Genomic DNA, 25244 nt, shown 5'->3' with positions numbered 1-25244 from the left:
TTTTTGTTTTCAATTTTGTTATGCACCACGTTGATGAATTAATCGCGCTATTTGAGCGCACGTTTTATGCGGATTACACCACTCGCTTGGTGCGCGGTGAGGACGAGCCCATTTACTTGCCCGCAGACGAACATTGCGGTTATCACCGGATTGTCTTTGCCCATGGATTTTTCGCAAGTGCTCTGCATGAGATTGCTCATTGGCTTGTCGCCGGTGCTGAGCGTAGAACCCGTGAAGACTACGGTTACTGGTATTGCCCTGATGGTCGCAGCAAAGAGCAACAACAGGCATTTGAGCAGGTGGAAGTGCATCCGCAAGCAATTGAATGGGCGTTGTCTCTGGCGGCGGGTTTTCCCTTTAACGTGTCAGCGGATAATCTTGGTGGCGAGCAAACCTGCCGATTTCGTTTTCAGCAACGGGTGTACGACAAGTTAGTCAGGCTTATTGAGCAGGGCTTTAATGCTCGCACTGAGCGCCTATTGCAAGCCTTGAGTCAGCATTATCAGCAACCTTACCCACTGACGCCAGAGCGGGTGCAGTGGCGGGGTATACAGGAGCAACACGATGCGCTTTAAACTAGGTTTAATTGTTAATCCCTTGGCTGGGCTTGGGGGGTCCGTTGCGCTTAAAGGCAGTGACGGTGCGCAAACGGCAGCCAAAGCCATCGCCCTTGGCGCCGAGCCGAAAGCGAACCTACGTACCCGTGCGGCCCTAGAGCAGCTTCTCGCTTATCGCGAGCAACTGTGTATTTACACTGTCAATGATTCCATGGGTGAACAAGTCGCCAAAGAGCTCGGCTTTGACGTTGAAGTGGTGTATCACAGTGAGCGCTCAACCACGGCTCAAGACACTGAGCTGGCGGCAAAAGCGCTACAGGCTATAGGTGTGGATTTATTATTGTTTGCCGGAGGCGATGGCACCGCCAGAAATATCTGTCATGCCATTGATGATGCACTGCCGGCGCTGGGCATTCCTGCGGGCTGTAAAATTCACTCAGGCGTGTATGCCATTACCCCAAAAGCGGCGGGTAGGGTGGTTGAAATGCTGGTTAAAGGCGAGCTGGTGACCCTCAGCGAAAGTGATGTTATGGACATTGATGAGCAGGCTTTTCGCCAAGGTGCAGTGCGCGCCAAACGTTACGGCGAGCTGCGCGTTCCCAGCGAGTTACGCTATGTGCAAGCAGTGAAAAATGCCGGCGGTAAAGAAGTCGATGAGTTAGTGCTTGCTGACATCGCGGCCTTTGTGGTCAGCGAGATGGATGAACAATACCAGTACATTATGGGCTCCGGTTCTACGGTTGCGGCCGTCATGGAAGAAATGGGCCTAGAGAACACCTTGCTAGGGGTGGACTTAGTTCAAGATCAAGCGTTGATAGGGCAGGACATGACCGCGCAGCAGTTGCTCAGTGCTGTCGAGCAGGCGCCAACCAAACTGGTTATTACCCTCATTGGTGGCCAAGGACATTTATTCGGCAGAGGTAACCAGCAACTGAGCCCAGCGCTTATTCGCGCTATAGGAAAAGACAATATCATCGTTGTTGCTACGAAAAGCAAATTGCAAGCGCTGCAAGGGCGGCCATTGGTTTGTGATACCGGCGACAGCGAACTAGACGACGAATTATCCGGTTATATACAAATAACCACAGGCTTTAATGACCATGTGCTCTACGCCGTGGGCCACTTTGAGGAGTAGTAATGCCTTACACACAGTATGTCGATGCGGCACAGCAGTTTTTTGATGATTTGGTTGATAATGCCGATGACGATCAGCTCTTCGCGGGCGGTTATCTGCGCGGTCACTTTGATTTGGCTGTCGGTTATGCGCAGGTTGAGAACTTGCCGTTAACCCCAGATGAGCTCAACCAACAGGTGGAAGAAAGCTTGGTAAAGGCCTATCAAAATGGTGAGCTGGATGACACCGACCGAGATCATGTGGTGGTGATTTGGGAGCAAGTTAAGGCGCTTGCCAACTAGCCCCATTGCGTTACACGAATACCTAAAAACACCAGCTAGCTGGTGTTTTTGTCTATATAGCCTTTATGGGCATTTTGCAGTAGTCTGCACAGTGGAAATTGCGTGGCGGATGTTCACGCACTCGCTTTAGCTAAGGAGTGATAATGAATAATAATAACGGTGGCCAGCAAGGAGCTGCACCAACTGGCGCTATCGCGCGCTTTTTAAATACTATTGAGCATGTGGGGAACAAGTTGCCCGATCCGGCAATGATTTTCTTGTTCTCTATGTTACTGATCTGGGTGCTTTCTTGGGTATTCTCAGGCGTTACCTTTGATGTCATTGACCCGCGCACTAATGCGCCTATTGTGGTTAATAACCTACTCACCGGCGATGCGTTAGCGGGCTTTCTCGCCTCGATGGTGAAGACCTTCACCGGCTTTGCGCCACTAGGTGTGGTGCTGGTGGCGATGCTTGGTGTTGGCGTTGCTGAGCACAGTGGTTATATCAATACCGGCATTAAGCTGATGCTTAAACGCACTCCGCAAGCCTTACTTACACCGATGATTATTTTGGTCGGTATTGTGTCGCATACCGCGACAGACGCCGGCTATGTATTAGTGATCCCACTTGCCGGGGTTATTTTCTACGCCATGGGGCGTCACCCATTGGCGGGTATCGCAGCGGCATTTGCCGGTGTGAGCGGTGGTTTTAGTGCTAACTTTATTCCCTCAGGTATCGACCCGCTATTACAAAGCTTTACCCAAAGTGCGGCGCAGATCATTAACCCAACAATGGAAATCAACCCGCTTAACAATTACTACTTTACCTCAATGTCGAGTATCTTCATTGTCTTGGTGGGGTGGTACATCACCGACAAGATTATTGAGCCACGGTTAAAGAACTCTCCGGTTGATGGTAACACCGATGAATTGCCGGCTTTTGAAACGGCGACCTCGAAAGAAAAGAAAGCCTTCTTTATTGCCACTGCCGTGATGCTAGCTGGCTTGGCGCTGTTAGCCTATGTAGCTAGTTTAGGTGACTCACCACTGCGCGCCGAAAATGGCAAGCTGGCTGATTTTAGCGCACCAATCATGCAATCCATCGTACCGCTTATTTTCTTATTGTTCTGGATCCCAGGGGCGGTGTATGGCTTTGTTGCCGGTACTTTCCAATCCTCAAAAGACATGGTGATGGCGATGACCAAAGCCATGGAAGGGATGGCTTATTATGTGGTGATGGCGTTCTTCTGTGCGCTATTTATTGCCGCATTCGCACAGTCTAATCTGGGTGCATTACTGGCGATTGAGGGCGCAGCAGTGTTGAAAGCCTTGTCCTTGCCAAGTGGCGTGACTATTGTCGGTATTATCTTTTTAACTGGCTTTGTAAACTTGTTTGTCGGCTCAAGCTCGGCGAAATGGGCACTACTTGGGCCTATCTTTGTACCAATGTTAATGCAGCTGAATATCTCTCCTGATTTAACTCAGGCTGCTTATCGTGTTGGTGATTCAAGCTCAAACATTATTACGCCATTGATGCCTTACTTCCCGCTGGTGGTGGTGTATTGCCAAAAGTATGTGAAAAATACCGGTATAGGTACGCTGATAGCGATGATGTTGCCTTACTCTATCGCCTTTTTGATTGGCTGGAGCATCTTCTTGCTAGCCTATTGGGGCTTAGATATTCCATTGGGTATTCAATCTTCGTATACCTATGGTTAAGGGTTGAGCCCAGCAAAAAGGCCGCGATATTCGCGGCCTTTTTTGTGTGAGTGGCTTAGTTAAAACGCCACGTTAAGTTGGTGTATACGTAGCGTCCACGGGGGTTATGGATAGACGATACATAACCGTAAAGGTCAGAATCACCATCGCCAATGGCAAATGGCGGCTCGTCGTCAAAGAGGTTATTCACACCCACAGATACGCGTACTGCATCATTGATGTGATAAGCACCTTGAATATCGACGAGGGTTTGCGAGGCAACATCACGAGAAGTCTCGGTGTCGAAATCCAGGTTACCATCGAAGTCGATATCCGGCGTGTCCTCGAATGAACCGATATAGCTGATATTCATATTGACGTTGAAGTCGTTGAATTCCCAGTTCGTGCTAAACAAGCCACGGTGTTTGGGATACTCGTACTCGCCAATATACTCACGGTCATCTTTGTTGAACTCATGCATGTAAGACCATTCAAGGTTGAACTTCAATAGTCCCATGTCGGCAAGGTCCATGCTGTAGTTGGTTGATAAATCAACCCCTGACGCTTCTTGTGATGAGACGTTCTCAAAGGTGCTATTGACGGTTTGAATAACGCCTAGCGCCTCGCCATTGGCCGGTGGCAAGCGTACACACACGGTGCTGTTTTGATCGTTACAGTGCGTGTTGTAAATCATACCGAAGTCTTGCTCGTCGATTTTGTTATCTTGTTCAATGCTCCAGACATCAACAGAGATACCTAAATCGGTGGTGGGTGCCCAAATAGCACCAACGTTCCAAGACTCAGACTCTTCAGCTTCTAAGTCTGGGTTACCAGCAAACTCAATATTGTAATCAAGTAGATCGCAATCTTGTCCGGTGGCTTGACAGCGATAGGTATCGACGAAGAATTGGCTTTCTTCTGATGGGCCTAGGCCGATCTGCGCCAAAGACGGTGCGCGGAAGCCTTGTGCCCATGAACCACGCAGGGAAAACTCATCACTAGGCGCCCATTTCAAGGCAACCTTAGGGTTAGTGGTGGAGCCAAAATCACTGTAGTCATCGTGACGACCGGCTAATTGCAACTCTAAGTCATCGCGCAGAGGAATGGAAAACTCCACATAAGCCGCCCACTGGTCGCGCTCTGCAGCGGCAGAGACGGATTCAGTACCAAAGATAAGGCCGCGCTGGAATTGATCGTCAGGCACATCGCTGACATCTTCTTCACGGTACTCAAGGCCTGCAGCCATCATCACCATGGCATCGTTAAATTCGAACGCTTCACCACTGATACTGGCGTCAAAAGAAGTCATATGCGACTCACCACGGCGCACTAAGTTGGTGGTAATGCGGTCAATCACCGCCGGATCGTTTTGGACACCGCCGAAGGGGTTATAGTTACCGGCATCAATCTCCTGCTGTAGGAAGTCAACACGGACCCAACCCATAGATCGATCGCCTGTTTGCTCTGACTTTGAGCGGCCTTTTTGCGCGGCCACTTCCCAGTCCCAGTCGTTGATAACACCGCGCAAGCCAGCTACAAAGCGCAGTGTATCAGACTCGATATCCCAACGACGAGGACCCGCATCAACAGTACGATAACGACCAATTTCAATGTCTTGTCCGAACGGGTTGTTAGGGTGGGAGCCCGGAACGGTAAGGCCTGCGTCTTCATCAAGTGGTGTTGGTGCACCACCGGCTTCAGAGGTGTTGTGCTGCGCTGCAATTTCCAAAAACGCAGTGATATCGTTATCGAAGTTGTAATCAAACTGAGCAATGGCGCCTACGCGCTCTGCAGGAGGCGTGATAAAACCGTACGGACCATAGTCGAACAAACAGCTGCCACTGGCGGTGGCACTCTCGGGTGGACAGTTCGGGTCGATAGTCTTTTCACCATTGACGTAAAAGTAGCCCGGGAACCCACGTGATGAACGAAAATCCATGCCACCATAAGGCGCTTGGTTTGCAGTACCCAGTTTACCCATTTCTGCAGACTCTAAACCGGTATTCTTGAAATAGTCCAGAATCACCGACGCACTGCCTTTATCACTGGTTGTGCCCCATACTAAACTCGCAGTGGTTTCATCATAATCGGGGCCGGTTGTTTCTCCGTAGCCAAGGTTGATTTCAATCCCTTCAATGTCTTTTTTCAAGATTACGTTCACTACCCCAGCAACAGCGTCTGAGCCATAAATGGCCGAGGCGCCGTCCTTAAGGATATCGATACGTTCAATGGCTGATACTGGAATCGAGTTGATATCGACAAAAGAATTGGTGATGCTCTCGGCGAAGGCGCTGATGGCGACTCGGCGGCCATTAATAAGCACCAAAGTGGCATCCGGTCCTAGCCCCCGTAAGCTAACAGCGGCGCCGCCGTTTGCGGTTGAGTCTTGGTTGTTGCCGCGAGTAGAGAAGGTGCCGTTACCGGCTACAGGCATACGTTCTAGCAATTGTTGCAAGTTGTCGTAGCCCATATTGGCAATGTCTTCTTTACCTATACTTTGTACAGGAGATGGCCCTTCCATATCGGTGCGCTTAATACGCGAGCCAGTGACTTCTATTCGTTCTACACCTTCACCACCGGTTTCGTTAGCGCTGGCAACAGAGGGGAGGGATAACGCAGCAGAGCCTAAAGCGAGGCTTAGGGCAGTGCGCACAGTGCACGGAGTAAACTTTCTCATCCTGAAATCCTTGTTGTTATGTTTCCTAAAGGGAAACTTTTAGTTGTCTTAAATACATTTGCTAGAGACACCTAAGCCAATCGGCGTGGGCAAACGGCTGCATACTCAGTCAATGCGTGAGGAGTCGCCAAGAGAATCCTTTTAGCTTCCCGACTTACGGGGATGGAGTATGTCTACACGTCTTTGATTAACAATCAGTTAGGGTGACTGTCGTGAATCAAGCAAACAACATAGGATTAACATTCTTTACAAGAATTTGGCAATGACCTATTAGGGGTAATTTGTAATAAAATTTGTTATTGACCAGTGATTTAGCTGAATGCCAACTGAAGGTGATAAGTAAGGTGTTGAATTTAAGAGGGATTTCTTGAGTAATAAAAAAGCGAGCTAAAGCTCGCTTTTATCTGACTTTATGTTTCATTGTGCGCTCTTTTTCTCGAGCCCAATCTTTATCTTTGGTATCAGCACGTTTATCGTGCATTTTCTTACCTTTGGCGAGGTGGAACTCCAGTTTCACCCAGCATTTTCTCCAATACATAGCGGTGGCAACAAGCGAGTACCCTTCGCGTTCGGTTGCGCCAATAAGACGGTCAATTTCACGCTTATTCAATAGCAGCTTGCGATAGCGCATCGGATCACACACTGTGTGTGTCGAAGCACTATTAAGGGGCTGAATTTGACTCCCCAATAAAAACGCTTCACCGTTTTTAATATGAATATACGTTTCCGAGATATTGACCTTACCGGCACGGATACTCTTTACTTCCCAGCCTTGTAGTTCAACGCCAGCTTCGAATTTATCGTGTAAAAAATACTCATGGCGCGCTTTTTTATTTAGCGCGATGGTATTTGAGGTCGATTTTGCGGTTTTTTTCTTTGCCATAACGTCGCCATTATACTGATTGTCTGTGTATTTACATCATTTTTTTGCTTAGCGCTCAATGAATAAAGTGAGTTTTCTGGTTTTGCACAGGGTACTTGGGGCGCTTAAGAAAGCTTGCTAGAATTGCGGCTATTGTGAGGAGAGGTTATGCCCCAGATAGAAAAGTCAGCGCTGGTCATGTACAGCAGCCAAGAAATGTTCGACTTAGTGAATGATGTCGACGCGTACCCGCAGTTTTTGCCCCATTGTAGCGACTCCAAAGTCTTTGCTCAGGGAGACAATACCATGCGTGCCGGTCTGGAAATTTCCAAGGCCGGTTTAAAAAAGTGGTTTACTACAGAAAACAAGCTCGATGAGCAAGCATATACCATTGCCTTACAGCTGGTGGATGGCCCTTTTAAGCACTTACATGGTCATTGGCATTTTAAGCCTCTTGATGAGCATGCTTGTAAGGTCAGCCTGAAATTAGAGTTTGAGTTCGCGAGCAAGCTAGTAGAAATGGCCTTTGGTCGTATTTTCAATGATGTAGCTAAAAATATGGTAAAAGCGTTTACCCAACGGGCCAAGGTCGTTTATGGGGAGCGGGCATGATTGAAGTCGAGGTCGTGTTTGCACTGCCGGACAAAGCCACCACCTTACGGGTGGAGATCCCTAAGGGCAGTACCGCAGAAGAAGCCGTGCTGAAGTCAGGCATCGTTGACAAGTGCCCTGAGATTGACATGGCGAACTTAACTTTAGGGGTGTGGAACCGCACCTGCAAGCTTGATACTGAGCTCAAACAAGGTGACCGGGTAGAAATCTATCGCCCACTTATTGCTGACCCCAAAGAGGCTCGCCGTCGTCGTGCGGAGAAAGCCAAAGAAGAGGGGCGCGCCAATAAAGTGACCGGTGGTAAAGTCAAAGAATAGCGCGCAAAGCGCTGATAGCGGACTTTCTCGCGCCGTGGTGGTTGTGCTCGGAGCACCGAATGACCGCTTCGGGCAACTGAGTGACATTGCTCGAGCCCGGGGAGAGTATGCGGCTAAGCTCTATCATCGTTTAAATAGCCAAGGTCAGACGCATGTGCTGTGCACGGGTGGCTTTGGGGAGCACTTTAATCAATCACCCTGGCCTCATAGTGCGCTTCAACAGCAGTATTTAATAACCCAGGGCGTCGAGCGCAAGGCACTGCTTGCGCCAACTATAAGCCGCTTTACCTTTGAGGATGCACTGCTTAGTCAGCCAGTGTTGGCAGGCCATGCAAAGGCTCGCTTACACATCGTTACTTCTGGTTTTCATCTAGCACGAGTGGCGAGCATTTTTGACGCTTTATATAGCCAGTACAGACGAACTTACCATGGTTGCAAAACGCCTGTGAGTGCGAGCCAATATCAGGCATTGCTGGCCCATGAACGAAAGGTTATGGCTCGGGAGCTGCGTAACATTGCCGCTTGGCGAGCAGGGAATTAAAAAACGCGGCATGAAAGCCGCGTTTTTACAACGTAAGAGTCCAAGTTGTCAGCCTATTACGTATCACCTATGAGCGTTTATTGCTCCAAAGGAGTGTTAAATTGTTCTGGTTGCTCGTAGTCGTCAGAGATAACTCGGGCGAGTTTTTGGTCTTCAAACTCAAGCGTAAGCTGCTTGCGTTGTTCGTTTTTACGGCCCAAGTTAAATACATATAGATAGTGCCAAGTGTCGTCGTCGAACGCATCTTCGGCAACTGGTTTACCCAACACGAACAACACTTGCTCGCGGGTCATATTAACGCGAAGCTGATCCACGTCAGATTGCTCTAAAAAGTTCCCTTGGGGAATGTTAATGCGGTAGACCCAACTAGAGCATGCGCTTAGAATACTGCATGACAAAACTACGGCTACGGCCAGCGAATACGGTTTTAACCACTGCATGTTCGTTTATCAGTCCTTATTAATTATTGTTAGCATGATACCTATTGTGCACTGAAGGTAAAGCGTCAAATGCTACATCAGACCGCCGCGAAGGCAAATAGTTTTATAGAAAGTGAAAGTCATCAGTGGTGGTGGTTATATATCGTACAGACACGTCATAACCATTGGTACACAGGCGTAAGTAACGACGTTGTAAAGCGCTTTGAGGCTCATCAGCAGGGTAAAGGGGCTAAGAATTTACGTGGCAAAGGACCGTTATCACTCATTTTTGCGACTCCAGTTGGCTCACGCAGTGACGCCTGTAAGCTAGAATGGCAAGTAAAAAAAATGCGTCGCGCAACGAAAGCCCATTTTATCGCCACTACCGATAATTATGCGGCGGCTATTATGGATGCGCTACAGCCTGACACTGCCTAGTGAGTAGAGCGCGACTAAACTGCGCTAGCATGGGCAGTGTAGCTTGATAACGCGCTTTGTTGATATGCTCGAAGGTATCTTCAGGGCTGTGGTAATGCTTATCTTCTGCTGCGGTTATAAATATTGCCGCAATCCCTCGGCGCAAAAAGGCATAGTGATCACTGGCCCGGCGCCAATCGGTGATGTTTTTCCCCAAGCGACGATTAATGCTTCTTCCCGAGCGCACTACACTGAGTTTTACTGGGCTGTTGATTAAGCTTTGCTTTGCCGCTGCACACATTTTATGTGGCGCGTATACGAACAATCTGCTGCGAGCGTTGGTTAAATTCAGCATGTCGAGGTTTAAGTTTGTATACAGGCGCTGCGCAGGCTGAGTTTCGACAAAATGCTTGGCCCCATGCAGGCCTTGCTCCTCGCCATCAAAGGCGACAAAAATAATTTGCTCTTTCATGGCTTGCAGTTGCTGCGCTAAGTACAGCAGGGCAGCGACTCCTGAGGCATTATCGTTGGCTCCTGGATAGTAGCGCTGACCATGGCGGCCGAGATGATCATAATGAGCACTGATCACTAAACAGCGGGTTTGGCATTCGCTGGTAAAGATGTTAATGCCTTGAGTGTTGGCAAAAAAACCACTTGTAAAAGAGAAGCCAGCGCGCTCAGTGCGATAACCTAGCTCGGTGAGACGCTGAACAATATACTGTTGAGCGAGCTTACTCGGCGCTGAGCCTGTTTTTCGTCCCGCTAATGCCGGGCTAGATAAATAGGCGATATCATCTTGCCAGTTTGTCGCTGAAGCGCCAGAGCTCAGCGACAACATCAAAATAAGCCATGTGTATTTGCTCATCGATTACTGGCAACTAAATTCAGCGCTGCCAGCTTACCGCGATAGCGTTCTTTATCATACTTAAACTGCGCGCGCTGATGTGCCATTGTGAGGTGCTTGCGTGCGGCTTTGATATCGCCCATAAGGTAATAGGTACGCGCCAGTCCAAAGTAGCTCTCATGCATGCGTCCGTCTAACTCACGGGCCTTGCGGAAATGCGCTAAAGCTTGGCTATATTTTTTCTTTACAATGTCTTCATTGCCAAGGGCCACTTGGTAATAAGGGTTAGTTTTGCGTTTATTTGCCAACGCGGTTTCAATTTCTTGAGCCTGTTGCTGACGCCCAGTAAGTTGATACAAAATGGCTAAATTACCCGCTGCTGTATTATTGTTCGCATCGGCTAATAAGGCATAGTCATACGCTTGTTCGGCGCGCTGATAATCCTCGATCACCCGAAATAAGATACCGAGATTACCCCACCCACCAGAGTAGCTTGGGTCCATCTGTGTAGCCGCCAGGAAATAACTGAACGCCTCGTTACGCTTGTTATTTACCAACGCCGCCGCCCCTTTATTGTTATAAAACATTGCTGCTACACGCTCTTTGCTGATGGTTGTGGTTTTGAAGTTGTCACCGGAGATATCTGGCGCAAAGTCAACCAGCATAGCGCCTTGGTTGTCATAAAGGTTAATGACATCGCTGCGGCGCACTTTTGGCATGCGTAATTTTAAGTTGATATGGCCGGTGAGCAGGTTGTAGCCTTTGTCGAGGGCCCAATATTCGGGGATATGGACGCGTTGAAATTCACCTTCTAAGCCTAAGTGCTCGGCCATACTGAAGGCCAAAATAGACAAGGATAAGCAATTAGCGTTGAGCTGGTTATAGGTCTGCTGAGCAGTCAGCGTAGCACCACTTTGATAACGCAAACTCTTATCGCCATTATTGAGTAAGAACATAATTAAGCGTTTGGTTGCACTTAAATCACCAAAACGCGAAGCGAAGGCTTGATTGAGTTGTGCTTTCATATCGCTGTTGAGGTTGAAAATATCGTCCATGCTTTCAACAGGCAAGGCTTGAAGCTCGGGGTGGTAGGTTAAATTCACCGGCGGCGGTGGCAGGTGTGATTGTTCAGTACTGCTACAGCCTGCCAACAACAATATGAAGGCCAGTAAAGATAAGCACCGCATTGTTACCTCCTACCGAAAACCTCGGTCTACAATCAACAACATATTGATTAATTATAGACCGAGAGGCAAGCATTAGGGCGCTAAATTGTTACAAATGATGAGTGTTAGCGCTTATCAAAGCTTGCCACTAACGCATCAAGCTGCTCTGCACATTCGTGCAAGGTCGTGACTGTGGCTTTCACATCGGCGCTTTGCATGGCGATAGCGTCACTGGCACTGCTGATCAGTTCAACTTGTCGGCTCACATCACTCATTACCGAGCTTTGCTCTTCCGTCGCGGTGGCAATAATAGTGGTAATGTCGTTAATTTGTTCGCTAGCTTTGGCGTTATCATTTAGCAGGGTGCTGCTTTGCTCCATAATTTCAACACTGCGCAGCGCGCCTGAACGGGCTTGCTCCATACGCGCCACCATATTGTTGGCAGAGTCGTTAAGGCTATCGATAGTGCGTTGAATCTGTGCCGTGGAGCTAGACGTTCTACTTGCTAGCGCGCGCACTTCATCAGCGACAACGGCAAAGCCTCGGCCGTGTTCACCAGCGCGGGCAGACTCAATCGCTGCGTTTAGCGCCAGTAAGTTAGTTTGCTCGGATATTCCCGTTATGGCACTGACCACATCGGATATTTCTGAGGTTTTGGCGACTAACTCTTGCAGCTCTTCGCTCATTTGCTCTACGCCTTGGGCGAGGCTGTTTATTTGTGCCAGTGCATCGGCTACCTGGGTACGATTAAACTCATTATGCTGTTGCCCTTCGGCAGTGAGCGAGGCTGCACTAGCGGCGTTGTTGGCTATCTCTGCAACCGTGGCTTCCATTTGGTTTGCAGCCGTTGCTACACTGATTGTTTGCTGCTTTTGTTCCTCTAGCGAACTGGCTTGAGCACCGGCTTGCTGGCGCAACTCGCTAGCGCTGTGGCCGACCTGCTGGCTTTGCTGTGCGACCGCTTTAATCGCATTGTCTATTTTCGATAAAAACTCATTAAATCCGCTGGTGAGCTCGCGCAGCTCGGGTTGACGCAGGGTATCAAAGCGATGATCCAAGCGTGCTTGCCCTTGCCCAAGCTCAATAAAGCGTCGAGCGATGTCTTTAATGGGGGCAGTAATATTCGTTGCTAATACAAACCCAGCCACACACATTAACGCTGCAACGACGATGGAAATCATAACAATCTGCCACATTAGCGCATTGACACTGGCAAAGACTTCATCCGCAGGGACTTGGGCAATAACGTACAAATCGGTATTAGTGATAGGGCTGGCGGCAACAAAGTAGTCACTTTGGTGCAGGTTGAGTTCAGTGATCGCAAACTCATTGCCCAGTAGCGCTGTGCTTACCGGTTGTTGATAGATATCTTCTAGTGTGGCTTTGGCGACCAGTGCTGCGTCAGGGTGCAGCTGCACTAAGCCTTGGCTGTTAACTACATACACAAAGCCAGACTTTTCGATTGTGAAGCGCTCGAGCATCTGCTGCATGTCATCAATACTTTTCGCTAGGCCAGACAGTCCAAGTCCGCCCACTTGCTGGTAATTGACGAACATTTTCACGTCCCCTGGGGCTTCTTGATAAATGCTGATGGAGCGGGGCTGTGCGCTGTCTTTAAAAGCAAAAAACCAACCGTCTTGCTCAGCAGTGAGGACGCGTAAAAAGCCGTCTTGATTCCAGTATTCGCCGCTATTGCGGTTAGCCCAAGAGGCAGTGGCTAAATCATATTGTTGTGCGACTTGTTGCAACTGCTGAATCAGCAGGGCGTCATCGGCGCGTCCTTGGGTTTGCGCCCAACGCGCCACCATAGCGCTGCTAGCTAGCTGCTCACTGGCATTGAGCAGGGTGTTAATCTCGTTACTGATATGGTTATTAATGGCTTCTACTTTAGCGGGTAACTCGGAGTGGAGCATGCGCTCGGCAATAGCCTGTTTAGCACTATACAGTGAAATGGAGCCAATAATGGCCGCCACTACGATGGCAATAAACGAGGCCAGTAGCGTGACTTTTTGGCGAATTGTGAGTTGAGCTAGCTTCATACAACTTTAGGGCAACAATAAGTAGGTTAAGATAATTCTACCCGCTGCAATAAAAAAAGCCCAGTGCAAAGCAGCTGGGCTTGGCTTCTAACAAGCGAAAGGGTTATACAATTTTCTTCATGGCCGACATATAGCCTCGCAGTACACCACCAACTTGCTCGACCGGGTGAGCGCGCAGTGCATCATTGACTTGGATCAGCGCTTGGTTATCAACGCCTAAATCTTGGCTATCTAGGCCTCGACCGATGACGTCGGTGTCAATATTCGCCATAAAGGGTTGCAGTAATGGCAAGCAAGCATGGTTGTATAGGTAGCAGCCATACTCTGCCGTATCAGAGATAGTGCGGTTCATTTCGTAGAGCTTCTTCCGTGCAATGGTGTTGGCTATCAATGGTGTTTCGTGCAGTGACTCATAATACGCAGACTCTGCTTTGATACCCGCTGCAGTCATCGTTTCGAACGCCAGCTCTACGCCGGCTTTCACCATGGCAACCATTAAAATCCCGTTGTCGAAAAACTCTTGTTCAGCTATTTCCACGTCACTATTTTGTTGTTTTTCAAAGGCGGATTGCGCTGTTTGCTCGCGCCAATTAAGTAATTTAGTGTCGTCTTCGGCCCAATCGGCCATCATGCCTTTGGAAAATTCGCCGCTGATAATGTCATCCATGTGCTTGTTATAAAGCGGGCGCATAATCGTTTTTAGCTCCTCGCTTAGAGCAAAGGCTTTCAGCTTGGCAGGGTTACTTAAGCGGTCGAGCATGTTGGTAACGCCACCATGTTTGAGGGCTTCAGTGATCACTTCCCAGCCATATTGGATGAGCTTGGATGCGTAACCAGCGTCAATGCCTTTTTCGACCATTTTATCAAAGCACAATAGTGAACCGGTTTGTAACATGCCACACAAAATAGTTTGCTCGCCCATTAAGTCGGATTTTACCTCGGCGACAAAAGAAGAAAGCAGCACCCCAGCGCGATCGCCTCCGGTGCCTGCCGCATAGGCCTTCGCTTGTGTTAAACCTTTGCCTTCAGGGTCATTTTCTGGGTGCACAGCAATGAGTGTGGGAACACCAAAACCACGTTTGTATTCCTCTCGTACCTCAGAGCCTGGGCATTTCGGTGCCACCATGATCACGGTGATGTCATCGCGAATTTGTTGACCTTCCTCAACGATATTAAAGCCATGAGAATAGGCCAAAGTTGCGCCTTGTTTCATCAGTGGCATGACCTTTTCCACGACGTTGCTATGTTGCTTATCTGGCGTTAGGTTAAGCACTAAATCAGCGTCTGGGATCAGTTCCTCGTAAGTCCCGACGATAAAGCCGTTTTCACTGGCATTTAAAAATGATTGACGTTGTTGTTCAATAGCAGAATCACGCAGTGCATAGCTTACGTTCAAACCTGAGTCACGGAGATTAAGGCCTTGGTTGAGTCCCTGCGCACCACAACCTACAATCACGAGCTTCTTACCTACTAATGCATCGACACCGTCGCTGAACTCACTGCTGTCCATAAATTCGCATTGACCTAACTGAGCCAATTGCTCTCGCAGAGACAGGGTATTGAAATAGTTTGCCATGGTTAAATCCTTGAATAAAAAATTGCTGCACTTTGAAAAGTCATTGCTAGAGAATGTAGGCCACTTTTTATATTGCGTAAAATGATATATTTGTATTACTGTGTTTCATAATATGAAATTATGGAAAGTGTTATGCATCATAAACAGTTGGAATATTTTTTAGCCTTGGCGGAGACCTTGCATTTTGGCCGTGCCAGTGAACGCTGCTATATCAGTGCACCGACGCTGAGTCGTAATATAAAGCAGTTAGAGCAGCTGTTAGGTGCCAAGTTGTTTATCAGAGACAATCGTCAAGTGGCGCTGAGCGATGCCGGTGAGCATTTCATCACCTACGCGAAAAATACGTTGATGCAGTGGCAACAGCTAAAGGCTAGTTTACATGGTGCGAAGGAGCTTCAAGGAGCGCTGAGTATTTATTGCTCGGTCAGTGCCGCGTATAGTTTTTTACACCCGTTATTAAGTGCTGTGCGCGAACGTTATTGCGGCGTCGAAGTAAAGCTGCATACCGGAGACCCTGCCTATGCGCTAGAACGTGTGTTGGATCACCATGAAGATGTGGCTATCGCCGCTAAACCGGCGAAGTTACCCGCGCAAATTGCCTTTCGCCGCCTAGGGTGGTCGCAATTAGTATTTATTGCTCCTAAAACACCGTGCGATATCAGTCGTCAAGTGGCTAACTCACCTTCCATTCCTTGGCAGCAACTGCCTTTTATTATTCCTGAGCAAGGAGAGAACCGTACCCGACTAATCAGCTGGTGGCGAAAGCGGCGTATACAACCGCCTATTTATGCGCAAGTCAGCGGTCACGAGGCGTTGGTCTCTATGGTATCCTTGGGGTTGGGTGTTGCTCTAATTCCTCAGGTGGTGTTAGAAAATAGCCCATTTGCACAGAGCGTGCAGATCTTAAATGTGGACGATGCGCCACCGCCCTTTGAAATAGGTTTAGTCGCGCAACAGCGCCGTTTAAGTGAATCAGTACTCGGTGCATGTTGGCAATTGGCGGCGCAACTGAAATAATGCCTAAGTGCATTCACTGTCGGTTCTATAAGCGTGATTAAAAGGACGCAATTTGTGAATGATTGTAATTATTGCTGATCTGTTAAAAGGGTGTTGCTAGCATGTCGAGACGTTTAATTTAGGGGTGATCTATGCTTGGCACGCACAGTCGACTATTGGCTATGTTTCTGATCGCTGCGGTGTTTAGCGCGCTGTCGGCACGAGGTGAGGAAGTCGCGCTAAATCAGTGGCATGTAGGCGCTAACATCGGCTACGGCAGCATGACCAATCCACTTCATGGTGGTGATAATCTGCCGTTAATACTTATCCCCGATATCGCATACTATGGCGAGTCTTGGTATTTTGACAATGCGCAACTAGGCTACACCTTTGTTGAACACTCCGAACATGTGCTTAGTGTCGTCACTGAATTTAACCCTGAAACCCGTTTTTTTGTTGATTGGCACCCGAGCCGCGTCTTCGCTTTACAAGGGAATTCTTTCGCTAGTATGGAGATGGATGGCCCACGGGTCGTTGATATTCACGATGTACGAAAGCGTCAGTGGGCATTAGATGTAGGCTTGGAGTACCATTACTTTTCCAGCGCCGGGCAAGTCACCGTTAATGCGCTGGCGGATACCACCAGTGTCTATAATGGTTGGCGCGCGGATATTAGTTGGCGTAACAGTTATCGTATGCAGCGGTGGGTCGTCGAACCGACGGTGGGTATCAAGTACGCTAATGCAGAAATGAATACCTACTTTTATGGCCTACAACAGCAAGAGGTGACCGGGCTAGATGCGTTGAGCCTAGGCAGCACTTTACAGCCCTATGCCAACATTGATGTCAGCTTTATATTGAATAAGCGCAATGCGCTGCGCTTTCATGTGGGTTATATTGACTACCATAGCCTAGCCAGCGATAGTCCCTTGTTTGAGGAGTCGAGCGCAGTAACGGCCTTTATTGGCCTCAAGCACGTGTTTTAATATGATCAGCGCCGTTTTTGCCGCGACCTTAGTTAATGCCATGCAACTTAGCAGTACGCTTACGCTAAGTGATACGGCATTGGTGATTGCTCCGCAATATTGTGTTGTTGCCGAAAAGGGACAGGCGTGCGAAACGGCCATGCATGTCCGTTGGCAACTACCGCAAGCGATGCCGGTGTGCTTGCGCGAGAACGAGCGAACCTTGCAATGCTGGCAAGACCAGCGGCAAGGGCAGTGGCAGTATAAAGCCAAGGTTCAGTTACCGGCCATATACTCCCTTACCCATGCACAAACCGGCGAATTAGTCGTAGATACCCAACTGGAACTGCAAACGATGCAAAGCTCGCGTCGGCGCTTACGTTCGGTGTGGAGTTTTTTTTAATTCAGGAGTTGGCACATGGCGAACATACTCTTAGTTGAGGACGATTTGGCTCTACAAGAGCTAACCCGAGACTATCTGCAACAGAATAATTTACATGTCGCAGTGCTGTCTCGCGGTGACGAGGTGATGGACTACCTTAGTAAACACAAGGTGGATTTAATGATTTTAGATGTCATGCTGCCAGGCAAGGATGGCTTCACTGTGTGCCGCGAAGTACGTGATAAGTACGCGCTACCCATTTTAATGTTGACCGCCAAAGGCGAAGATTTTGATCAGGTTATCGGTCTTGAGCTAGGTGCAGATGACTATGTGATAAAACCTGCTGAGCCTCGGGTGCTGCTGGCGCGTATTACCGCACTGTTAAGGCGCACCCAAGAGCAAGATAAAAGCGTGCAAAGTGTCACCTTTGGCGAGCTGAAAATTGATAAAAATAGCCGCATTGTGACGTTGAAAGGGCAGGAAGTATCGCTGACCTCTCATGAGTTCGAGCTATTGTGGTTACTGGCAAGCAATGCCGGTGATGTACTGAGCCGCGAATATGTACACGAACAAATGATTGGCCGTCAGTACGATGGTTTAGATAGAACTGTTGATGTACGAATTTCACGATTACGCAAAAAACTAGGTGATAATAGTGATAAACCCTATAGAATAAAAACGGTATGGGGTCAGGGTTACCTGTTTGTAAGCGATGCGTGGAGTGAATAACTAATTTGGGCAAACTGTTCGTCAGCCTTTATCTATATATCATTGTATCCTTAGTGTTGGTGACCGGCGTAATCGAGCGCCTGTGGCCCGTTGATGAACAGTCGACTCCGTTAGCGTTGGAGTTAGGCCATAACTTCAAAGCGCTGGCACAAAGCCCATTAGGGCGTCAATATATCCAAAGTCACTATCCTATGCGCACCATCGACAGTGGTGCCATTGCCTTGCCTGTTGAGCTACAAACTCGGATCGATAATAAAGAAGCTGTGCATGTGTATGACGCCAATGAGCATCTTATTTGGTATGTCCCTGTAGGCGACTTACAGCTTTTACAAGTGGGCCCCGTACGCTTGGAAAAGCCTGAAAAAGAAGGCTTCTTTTGGCCGTACCTGTTGGTGCTCTTGGTTGTTGGTGCGCCGGTGGGGCTGTGGAGCTTCATGTTGTGGCGGGATTTTAATAAGCTCAGCGAAGCCTGTGCCGAAGTGGATGGCCGCCGCGAGTTTCAGGTCAGTGACATTGGCCGCTCGTTTTTATTGCCCATTACCGATGCGCTGCAAGTGATGCAGCGACGTATTCACAGCTTGCTAGACGCACAACGTGAACTGACTTCCTCCGTATCCCATGAGTTTCGCACCCCTCTAGCGCGTCTTAAATTTGCCTTGGCAATGGTTGAGCAGGGCGCCGATGAAAAACAACGCAAGTATGTGCAGTCGATGACCGGTGATGTTACCGAGCTGGAAAATTTAGTCAGTGAAATGCTGCATTATGCGCGCTTGGACGCGCAAAGTCCGAGTTTAGAATCTCATTTAGTGGATTTGAATGAGCTGATGGAATCACTGGTAGACAAGCTCAATTTTGACAGCGCAATTGCAATCTCAGTAATTTATGAGCAGCCTAATTTGTATCGTTGCGATCCACACTTTATCAGCCGTGCATTTCAAAATATTTTAGGCAATGCCATTAAACATGCCCACAGTCGTATAGAAGTGCGCCTCCAAGCCAGCGAGGAGCAATGTATCATCAGTGTCGAAGATGATGGCGAGGGGATCCCTGATAGTAAACGAGCAGATATCTTTAAACCATTCATTCGCTTGGATAAAAGCCGTGATAAACGCACTGGGGGCTACGGCCTTGGTTTGGCTATATGTGGCAAAATTGTTCACTGGCACCAAGGCGAGATCAGTGTCGACGACAGTCCACTGGGTGGGGCACGCTTTACCATCACATTACCGTTTATCAAAGGCAAAACCCTTGGCTTAGACTAGCCAAATACAGACCTTGCCTTACTCGCCTTGCGGTACTATCACAACAAGAACGACGGCAGATACCCCCTAGCGCGGTGAATCCATCGCCTTGCTTTGCATAGGCGTTGCTTTGGTGCCATTTAACAACATCCCCAGCACGGTATATCTTACGCCGAAATGGTAGCTGATAAAACCTATCAACAACGTGGTACTAAGTGAAATAGTAAACTTGGCTAAGGCTGGAAGTAGGGTATTGCTGAGTGGTATTTGCACGCACATTAATACTGGAATGTGCATAAGGTAAATCCAATAGGAAGCGTCGGAGATGTAGCGGCTATACTCATTGTATTGGTTCAGCCAGCGATAGCCCGCTAAATATGCCACAGCGGTGCAGCTTAATATGGCGAGGGTTTGTACTACAACTAACAACAGGTTGATATGCGCTACGCGAGTTTCACCGGTATTTACGGCAATCCTTACTTGTTCAAGGCTCGGTGCTTCAGGTAATAGGTAAAAATACGCGCCCACGGTTAAACAGGCAACGAGCACGAGCGGCTTAAAATAACGCAGCGCAGCTAATACGGTAGTGTGGTGATGGTATAAACTTGCACCTAGCATAAACAAAAGCCCATAGGTGCAATAAGCCCAAAGTTGCGGCTGTAAGGTGTGGGGTGCAGGGAAGGGCACGACTAAGTGAGCCATCCCAGCACTTATTACAACGGGTAACGCAACCACTATAAATACCGGATTAACAACCACCTCAAGCAACTTGCTTATTAACCGCTGATTTTTATTCAGCAACCAAAACAGTGCACAGAATTGCATCAAGTACCATAAAAACCATAGATGCATAGTGTTGATCTGCGGCTCTTTCACAGCCATTAGTAGATTTACTAACGGCGGGGGATAGTCACTGAACTCTACTCCCCATATCATTAATTGAAATAGCACCAGCAGCGTCAGTGGCAAAAAAATAACAAAGGGTAGCAGCACACGCTTGGAGCGGTTGCGAATAAAATGACCGTTACCGCGTTTGGTCACTAAAATAGCGGCGCAGAACCCAGCGATAACAAAAAACAGTGGCATGCGAAATAGGTGTGTCCACATGGCGAGATAATCAAACAGCACATGTTTGTTGGTATCGACACTCAGCCACATATTGTGAAAATAAGGGCCATAGGCCAAGGCGGCATGGAACACGACGCCAAGTAATAACGCTAAGCCCCGTAAATTATCAATATAATGAAAACGCTGCTGCATTCGGCATTCCTAACACTTCCCTGTTCCTTTAATGCTAACACTGAGTGGGCGTGTATGACCACTGCTGAAACACGCTTTTGTCATTGAAAAAGAACCTTTCTCAATCAGCCCAAACCTAATTATTTTATGTTTATCGTAAAATATATTTTGACAAACATTGTTTTTGGTCGTAATTTAGTCAGCATGAAAATACGCATAAACCTTGATGTTGAGTTAGCAAAGAAAAAGATGTCACTCACGGAATTGTCGCAAAGAATAGGCATTTCGATGACCAACTTATCTTTACTCAAAAATGGCAAAGTAAAGGCGATTCGCTTTAGCACCTTGGCTGCGATCTGTGATGTATTGCACTGTCAGCCCGGTGATATTTTGGTCTACGAGCGTGATGCTGATTACTCAGATAATGATAAATAAAATCTCAGGAGCAGATATGTTAAACCGTGATCTCGTTATCCCGGCTATCGCTACGGTATTGCTAGCGATTCTATTTCCACTATATTGGAGCAACCTATATGGCCACGCGTTTGATGGCTTTGACACCGCATTTCAACAAGACCTTTATAGTCTGTCTTGGTCCGATGCCTTGTTTATGGTGATTGGTGCTCTTGAGATCTATATTTATTGGACCCTGGCGAGAGTATTAAAAAATCATTTGAGTTTGCGCTTGGCGCGGACAATGCTCATCATCTTGGCGTGTATTGTCGCTATATTTCACGCCACCATACTCTTTGATCTGTTCTTTGCGATAACAGGCCAGGAGATGCAGCCTGATACGTTTTCAAATAGTGCGGTTGTTGCCCTATTTATTGCCGGTGGTTGCTTGTTACTGTACAGCGTTTTCGCTATTGCCTTGGCGCTTATCTTGCTGGTTGAGACAGCTCGTGATCAAGTGTTGCTAAAAGTCTTCGCAATCATGCTACTCATCATTGCTACTTTGCAGCTGACGATGGTGTTTGCCTACGTGAACTTGCTGCTATTCCCAATGGCACTTATTGTGCTAACGCTATTTTTCAGTAAAAAACCAGACACGCTGGAGGTGGTGTAACAGCACATCACTGACATACATGGCTTGGCGCCCTTGGCGCTGAGCCAGCATTTCGGCTTATGTCTTTAGCCAGTCCATCCTAATTGTCGTCCGATTGTTATCCTTTATATACGATTGCTCGTGCGCGCAGCGCTTATTCGCGTCTTAATTAAGTATGCTCACATCGGTGATGTGAACAGTGTGAGCCCTCAGCGGGTTTCTTACGTACCTGTTTAATTTATTTTAATTTGTGATTTTAAAAAAACTTATAAATACCATTGATTGTTATTTGAGTATCCCTATAATGACAGCAATTAAAATGAGAATGATTCACATCTTTAGTGGGATAACAACATGACATTGCGTAAATCTTTAGTTGCTAGTGCCGTGCTAGCTGCCACCCTAGGTTTAACTGGCTGCGGTGGTTCATCAGATTCATCAGATAACACCACCCCAGAACAACCAACAAATACAGCTCCTACCGACATCAGCTTGTCTAGCACGTCGGTAAATGACGATTTGGTGGGCGCTGAAGTAGGCGCGTTGAGTGCCACTGATGACGCTGATTCTGGTTTTACCTATACGCTGAGCGCTGATGAAGCGCGTTTTGAAATTGTTGACGGTAATACCCTCAAGCTTAAAGATGGTATTGCTCTGAACTACGAGCAGCAAACTGAGGTTAGCGTAAGCGTCACAGTGACCGATGCGGGTGGTTTAAGCTTTGCAAAAGAATTAACCGTAACGGTTGCCGATGTGGCCCCTGAAGCAGGTGTTAACCTTTATGAGTTCGATTCTAAACTAGGAAGCGGTTCTTCGGTGAGCTACACCGGACAGATCGCTCGCCATGCCCTAAGCGCAGAAATCAAAAACTACATTGGCCAACTCACTGGTGACTTTGTAACCACTAACAGCTTGACCGGCGATGCTGTCAAAGCGCAGTTGATGGCATTGTGGGGTGACTATGAAGCCATCAAAGACGGCAGCCTTAACTTCGCAGATGGCATTGAGACAGAGCAAAACTCTTTTGCTCAAATCTCTTCATCAGGTAAAGAGCTTAGCGGCAAAGTCGCTGGTGCAGACGCAGCGAAAATGCATAAAGACTGGCTTGCAGCCGGTAGCTTTGTGGGATGGAGCGAATTTGGTGCTGAGGCCGCAACACCTGAAGGCTTAGTGTTTCATTATTTCGACCTGCTAGCGGCAAACATTGATAAATACAATGCAGGCGAGCTGTTGGTTGACCCAGCGGGCAATCAAATCACTAAGTTGTACATTACTGAAACTGGTCTTGACCTCAATCAGCTTATTCAAAAGCACACCCTAGGCGCATTGATGTTCTCTCAAGGCACCGATGACTACCTTGATGAAGGTCTGACCACCGATAACATCGTGGCGCAAAAAGACGGTGCTTTATACACCACGCTTGAGCACCAGTTTGATGAAGGTTTTGGTTATTTCGGTGCGGCGCGCAATTACCTAGAGTACAGCGACGATGAAATCGCCGGTAAGGGCGGCCGTGATGGTTTTGCTAATGGTTACAACGATTACGACAGCAATGGTCAGATTGACCTAGCTGCAGAGTATAACTGGGGTAACTCAACGAACGCCGCTAAGCGTGACCGTGGCGCGACAGTGACCACAGATTTCACCGCAGCAGCGATGAACGCCTTTATAGCCGGGCGTAAAATCATCAACGATAATGTCGGCAGCGAGCTTAGCGACGCGCAAATGGATGAGTTATTGGCGCACCGTGATATCGCCGTTGCCAATTGGGAAAAGGCGGTTGCCGCTACGGTTGTGCACTACATCAACGATACGATGGCTGATTTAGATGAAATTAGCGATGGTGACTACAGTGCCGACAGCTTTGCCGACTTAGCTAAGCACTTTGGTGAGATGAAAGGCTTTGCGTTGAACTTCCAGTTCAGCCCATTCTCTCCTTTTAATGACGATGCCAATGCTGGTAAGTTCGCCGAGTTACACGCGCTGTTTGGTGACGCACCAGTCACCGGCGACGCCGATGCTATTGCCGCATATAAGGCTGACCTAGAAACAGCTCGTGACTTGATGCAACAAGTATACGGTTTCAACGCTGAGAATGTTGCCAACTGGTAAGGCTCAGTTGCATGGCCTAAGGCCAGCATAAAGATCATAAAAGGTTAGCTTTTAGGCCTCGGCTTAATGCTAGCCTTTTTGTCGTTTAAATCCCCTAGTGGGAAACCTAGCAAGTGGGAAGGTAGAATGAAAAAAGCAATCCTCAAGCAGGGCGCTCTGGCTCTTGCTGTGGCATTCGCTCTGGGCGGCTGTGGTGAGAGCACCTCAAGCTCGCAAGGCGCCGGTTTTAATGACAGTGGCAGCGGTGAGCCAACCTCACCGACCGAGCCGACCAGCTTTGATGAAGCGGCGCTGGTGGCAAGCTTAGTTGATAACGTGATCACCCCGGCGTTTACTTTATTTCATCAGCAAGCACAAGCGCAGCAAAGTGCGATTGCCAGTTATTGTGAGCTGGAGAAAGCCAGTGTCCAAACCAGCTCGGAGCAGGCGCAAACGGCCATGCTTGAAGCCCAAGATGCATGGTTAGATGCCATGGGCGCTTGGCAGCAGGTAGAGATGATGCAAATGGGACCGCTTTTGACCAACAACGGCGAGCTGCGTAACCGCATTTATTCGTGGCCTGCTATTAGCCGCTGTGGCATTGACCAAGATGTGGTGTACCACCAAGACGGCGTCATTAATAACGACCCTGAGCGACCATACGATATCAGTGCCCGTACTGCCACACGGCGGGGCCTCTTTGCGTTGCAACATGTGCTTTTTAATGAGCAGTATGATCACCATTGTAGCGTTGCTAATGATGCTTTAGCGGATTGGAATAGCCGCACTGTGCTGGCGCGTAAAGTGGCGCGCTGTGAGTATGCTGTCACCGCAGCAATGGATGTGCGCAACTCCAGTGCTGAACTGTTGGAAAAATGGCAGGGCGACAATGGCTTTGCCGCCGAGCTCAAATCAGCGGGACAAAGCGGGTCGCAGTTTGAATCTGCCCATAGCGCCCTGAATCACATCTCCGATGCAATGTTTTATTTAACCGAAGTGGTCAAAGATAAAAAGTTGGCGGAGCCCATAGGGATTTTACCTAACTCCTGTGGTACGTCTGCGTGTCCACAGGATGTAGAGAGCCTCGATGCTAAAAGCTCATTGGCGAATATCAAAGCCAACTTGCTCGCCTTTGAAGCCCTAGTCGTGGGTCAACGCCAGGGCGAGCCCGCGTTAGTGGGTTTCGACGATTACCTTGATGATGAGCAAGCAAGCGCCACTAAAGAGCGTATGCTGCAAGGGATCAGTGACACTAAAGCGGCGATTGCGGCAATTGAAAGTGACTTAGCCACTGCATTACTTGATAACGAAGAGCAGGTACGTGAAGTGCACACCCAAGTTAAAGCCATTACCGATGAGTTGAAGAACGACTTTATCAATGAGCTGGCACTTGAGTTGCCGACCACTTCGGCGGGTGATAACGATTAAGGATCA

25 protein-coding genes are annotated in these 25244 nt (G+C 48.3%); 17 read left to right on the top strand and 8 right to left on the bottom strand.

Annotated elements, in window-relative coordinates; all coding sequences use genetic code 11:
- Nucleotides 1-20: 20 nt before the first annotated feature.
- The 4 genes from MHM89_RS15710 to MHM89_RS15695 all read left to right on the top strand — a co-directional run bounded on the left by MHM89_RS15710 (nt 21) and on the right by MHM89_RS15695 (nt 3673).
- A complete protein-coding gene (locus tag MHM89_RS15710; protein WP_239409185.1) occupies nt 21-575 on the top strand; it encodes an elongation factor P hydroxylase in 555 nt (184 codons plus the stop codon).
- Nucleotides 565-1692 carry an ATP-NAD kinase family protein gene (locus MHM89_RS15705; protein ID WP_045978181.1) on the top strand — a complete coding sequence of 376 codons (1128 nt, stop codon included), beginning with the start codon at nt 565-567 and terminating at the stop codon, nt 1690-1692. Before MHM89_RS15710 ends, MHM89_RS15705 begins: the two co-directional genes overlap by 11 nt.
- 2 nt (nt 1693-1694) lie before the next feature.
- Nucleotides 1695-1973, top strand: a complete 279-nt coding sequence (locus MHM89_RS15700; protein WP_022945743.1) for a YfcL family protein — start codon at nt 1695-1697, stop codon at nt 1971-1973.
- Nucleotides 1974-2116: 143 nt separating this feature from the next.
- Entirely contained in the window at nt 2117-3673 is a 1557-nt protein-coding gene (locus tag MHM89_RS15695; protein WP_045978180.1) for an AbgT family transporter, read from the top strand.
- Between the two features lie 55 nt (nt 3674-3728).
- On the opposite strand, the gene MHM89_RS15690 is transcribed toward MHM89_RS15695, so the two are convergent.
- Nucleotides 3729-6329, bottom strand: coding sequence for a TonB-dependent receptor (locus MHM89_RS15690; RefSeq protein WP_239409184.1), 2601 nt, complete (start codon nt 6327-6329; stop codon nt 3729-3731).
- A 400-nt stretch (nt 6330-6729) separates the two neighbouring features.
- Nucleotides 6730-7212: an SsrA-binding protein SmpB gene (gene smpB / locus MHM89_RS15685; protein WP_239409183.1), complete on the bottom strand. Its 483-nt coding sequence runs from the start codon at nt 7210-7212 to the stop codon at nt 6730-6732.
- Nucleotides 7213-7359: 147 nt separating this feature from the next.
- Here smpB and MHM89_RS15680 point away from each other — a divergent pair, with 147 nt between their 5' ends.
- The 3 genes from MHM89_RS15680 to MHM89_RS15670 are packed head-to-tail and all read left to right on the top strand — an operon-like array spanning nt 7360 to nt 8661.
- On the top strand, nt 7360-7803 hold the full coding sequence (locus tag MHM89_RS15680; protein WP_022945739.1) for a type II toxin-antitoxin system RatA family toxin: 444 nt from the start codon (nt 7360-7362) through the stop codon (nt 7801-7803).
- Nucleotides 7800-8120, top strand: a complete 321-nt coding sequence (locus tag MHM89_RS15675; RefSeq protein ID WP_022945738.1) for an RnfH family protein — start codon at nt 7800-7802, stop codon at nt 8118-8120. The genes MHM89_RS15680 and MHM89_RS15675 overlap by 4 nt, the downstream gene beginning before the upstream one ends.
- Nucleotides 8101-8661 carry a YdcF family protein gene (locus MHM89_RS15670; protein WP_239409182.1) on the top strand — a complete coding sequence of 187 codons (561 nt, stop codon included), beginning with the start codon at nt 8101-8103 and terminating at the stop codon, nt 8659-8661. Before MHM89_RS15675 ends, MHM89_RS15670 begins: the two co-directional genes overlap by 20 nt.
- A gap of 77 nt (nt 8662-8738) precedes the next feature.
- On the opposite strand, the gene bamE is transcribed toward MHM89_RS15670, so the two are convergent.
- Entirely contained in the window at nt 8739-9101 is a 363-nt protein-coding gene (gene bamE / locus MHM89_RS15665; RefSeq protein ID WP_022945736.1) for an outer membrane protein assembly factor BamE, read from the bottom strand.
- 69 nt (nt 9102-9170) lie between these two features.
- Between bamE and MHM89_RS15660 the strand changes: the two genes are divergently transcribed.
- Entirely contained in the window at nt 9171-9518 is a 348-nt protein-coding gene (locus tag MHM89_RS15660; RefSeq protein WP_022945735.1) for a GIY-YIG nuclease family protein, read from the top strand.
- Here MHM89_RS15660 and MHM89_RS15655 read toward each other — a convergent pair.
- The 4 genes from MHM89_RS15655 to ilvC form a co-directional block, all read right to left on the bottom strand.
- Complete coding sequence (locus tag MHM89_RS15655; protein WP_239409181.1) at nt 9487-10362, bottom strand: M28 family peptidase; 876 nt, start codon at nt 10360-10362, stop codon at nt 9487-9489. The two genes, MHM89_RS15660 and MHM89_RS15655, sit on opposite strands and share 32 nt — an antisense overlap.
- Nucleotides 10359-11528, bottom strand: a complete 1170-nt coding sequence (locus MHM89_RS15650; RefSeq protein WP_239409180.1) for a tetratricopeptide repeat protein — start codon at nt 11526-11528, stop codon at nt 10359-10361. Before MHM89_RS15650 ends, MHM89_RS15655 begins: the two co-directional genes overlap by 4 nt.
- Before the next feature lie 104 nt (nt 11529-11632).
- A complete protein-coding gene (locus MHM89_RS15645) occupies nt 11633-13546 on the bottom strand; it encodes a methyl-accepting chemotaxis protein (RefSeq protein WP_239409179.1) in 1914 nt (637 codons plus the stop codon).
- Nucleotides 13547-13649: 103 nt separating this feature from the next.
- Nucleotides 13650-15122, bottom strand: a complete 1473-nt coding sequence (ilvC, locus tag MHM89_RS15640; protein WP_130147365.1) for a ketol-acid reductoisomerase — start codon at nt 15120-15122, stop codon at nt 13650-13652.
- Nucleotides 15123-15254: 132 nt separating this feature from the next.
- Between ilvC and ilvY the strand changes: the two genes are divergently transcribed.
- The 5 genes from ilvY to MHM89_RS15615 all read left to right on the top strand — a co-directional run bounded on the left by ilvY (nt 15255) and on the right by MHM89_RS15615 (nt 19456).
- Nucleotides 15255-16139: an HTH-type transcriptional activator IlvY gene (ilvY, locus tag MHM89_RS15635; protein WP_239409178.1), complete on the top strand. Its 885-nt coding sequence runs from the start codon at nt 15255-15257 to the stop codon at nt 16137-16139.
- A 131-nt stretch (nt 16140-16270) separates the two neighbouring features.
- On the top strand, nt 16271-17104 hold the full coding sequence (locus MHM89_RS15630) for a MipA/OmpV family protein (protein WP_239409177.1): 834 nt from the start codon (nt 16271-16273) through the stop codon (nt 17102-17104).
- Between the two features lies 1 nt (nt 17105).
- On the top strand, nt 17106-17486 hold the full coding sequence (locus MHM89_RS15625; protein ID WP_239409176.1) for a DUF3019 domain-containing protein: 381 nt from the start codon (nt 17106-17108) through the stop codon (nt 17484-17486).
- A gap of 15 nt (nt 17487-17501) precedes the next feature.
- A complete protein-coding gene (locus MHM89_RS15620) occupies nt 17502-18194 on the top strand; it encodes a response regulator (RefSeq protein ID WP_022945728.1) in 693 nt (230 codons plus the stop codon).
- Between the two features lie 5 nt (nt 18195-18199).
- Nucleotides 18200-19456 carry an ATP-binding protein gene (locus MHM89_RS15615; RefSeq protein ID WP_045978174.1) on the top strand — a complete coding sequence of 419 codons (1257 nt, stop codon included), beginning with the start codon at nt 18200-18202 and terminating at the stop codon, nt 19454-19456.
- Between the two features lie 66 nt (nt 19457-19522).
- Here MHM89_RS15615 and MHM89_RS15610 read toward each other — a convergent pair whose 3' ends face one another.
- Entirely contained in the window at nt 19523-20695 is a 1173-nt protein-coding gene (locus MHM89_RS15610; RefSeq protein WP_239409175.1) for an acyltransferase family protein, read from the bottom strand.
- Nucleotides 20696-20878: 183 nt separating this feature from the next.
- Between MHM89_RS15610 and MHM89_RS15605 the strand changes: the two genes are divergently transcribed.
- The 4 genes from MHM89_RS15605 (at nt 20879) to MHM89_RS15590 (ending at nt 25238) form a co-directional block, all read left to right on the top strand.
- Complete coding sequence (locus tag MHM89_RS15605) at nt 20879-21109, top strand: helix-turn-helix transcriptional regulator (protein WP_239409174.1); 231 nt, start codon at nt 20879-20881, stop codon at nt 21107-21109.
- A gap of 16 nt (nt 21110-21125) precedes the next feature.
- A complete protein-coding gene (locus MHM89_RS15600; protein WP_235419715.1) occupies nt 21126-21740 on the top strand; it encodes a hypothetical protein in 615 nt (204 codons plus the stop codon).
- A 333-nt stretch (nt 21741-22073) separates the two neighbouring features.
- Nucleotides 22074-23831, top strand: a complete 1758-nt coding sequence (locus MHM89_RS15595) for a DUF4856 domain-containing protein (protein ID WP_239409173.1) — start codon at nt 22074-22076, stop codon at nt 23829-23831.
- Between the two features lie 126 nt (nt 23832-23957).
- On the top strand, nt 23958-25238 hold the full coding sequence (locus MHM89_RS15590; RefSeq protein WP_235419713.1) for an imelysin family protein: 1281 nt from the start codon (nt 23958-23960) through the stop codon (nt 25236-25238).
- Nucleotides 25239-25244 lie beyond the last annotated feature (6 nt).

This window comes from Pseudoalteromonas sp. CNC9-20, assembly GCF_022347875.1.
Lineage (GTDB): Bacteria > Pseudomonadota > Gammaproteobacteria > Enterobacterales > Alteromonadaceae > Pseudoalteromonas > Pseudoalteromonas ruthenica.
The sequence above is the reverse complement of the archived record's forward strand: the minus strand, read 5'-3'. Positions and strand labels throughout refer to the sequence as shown.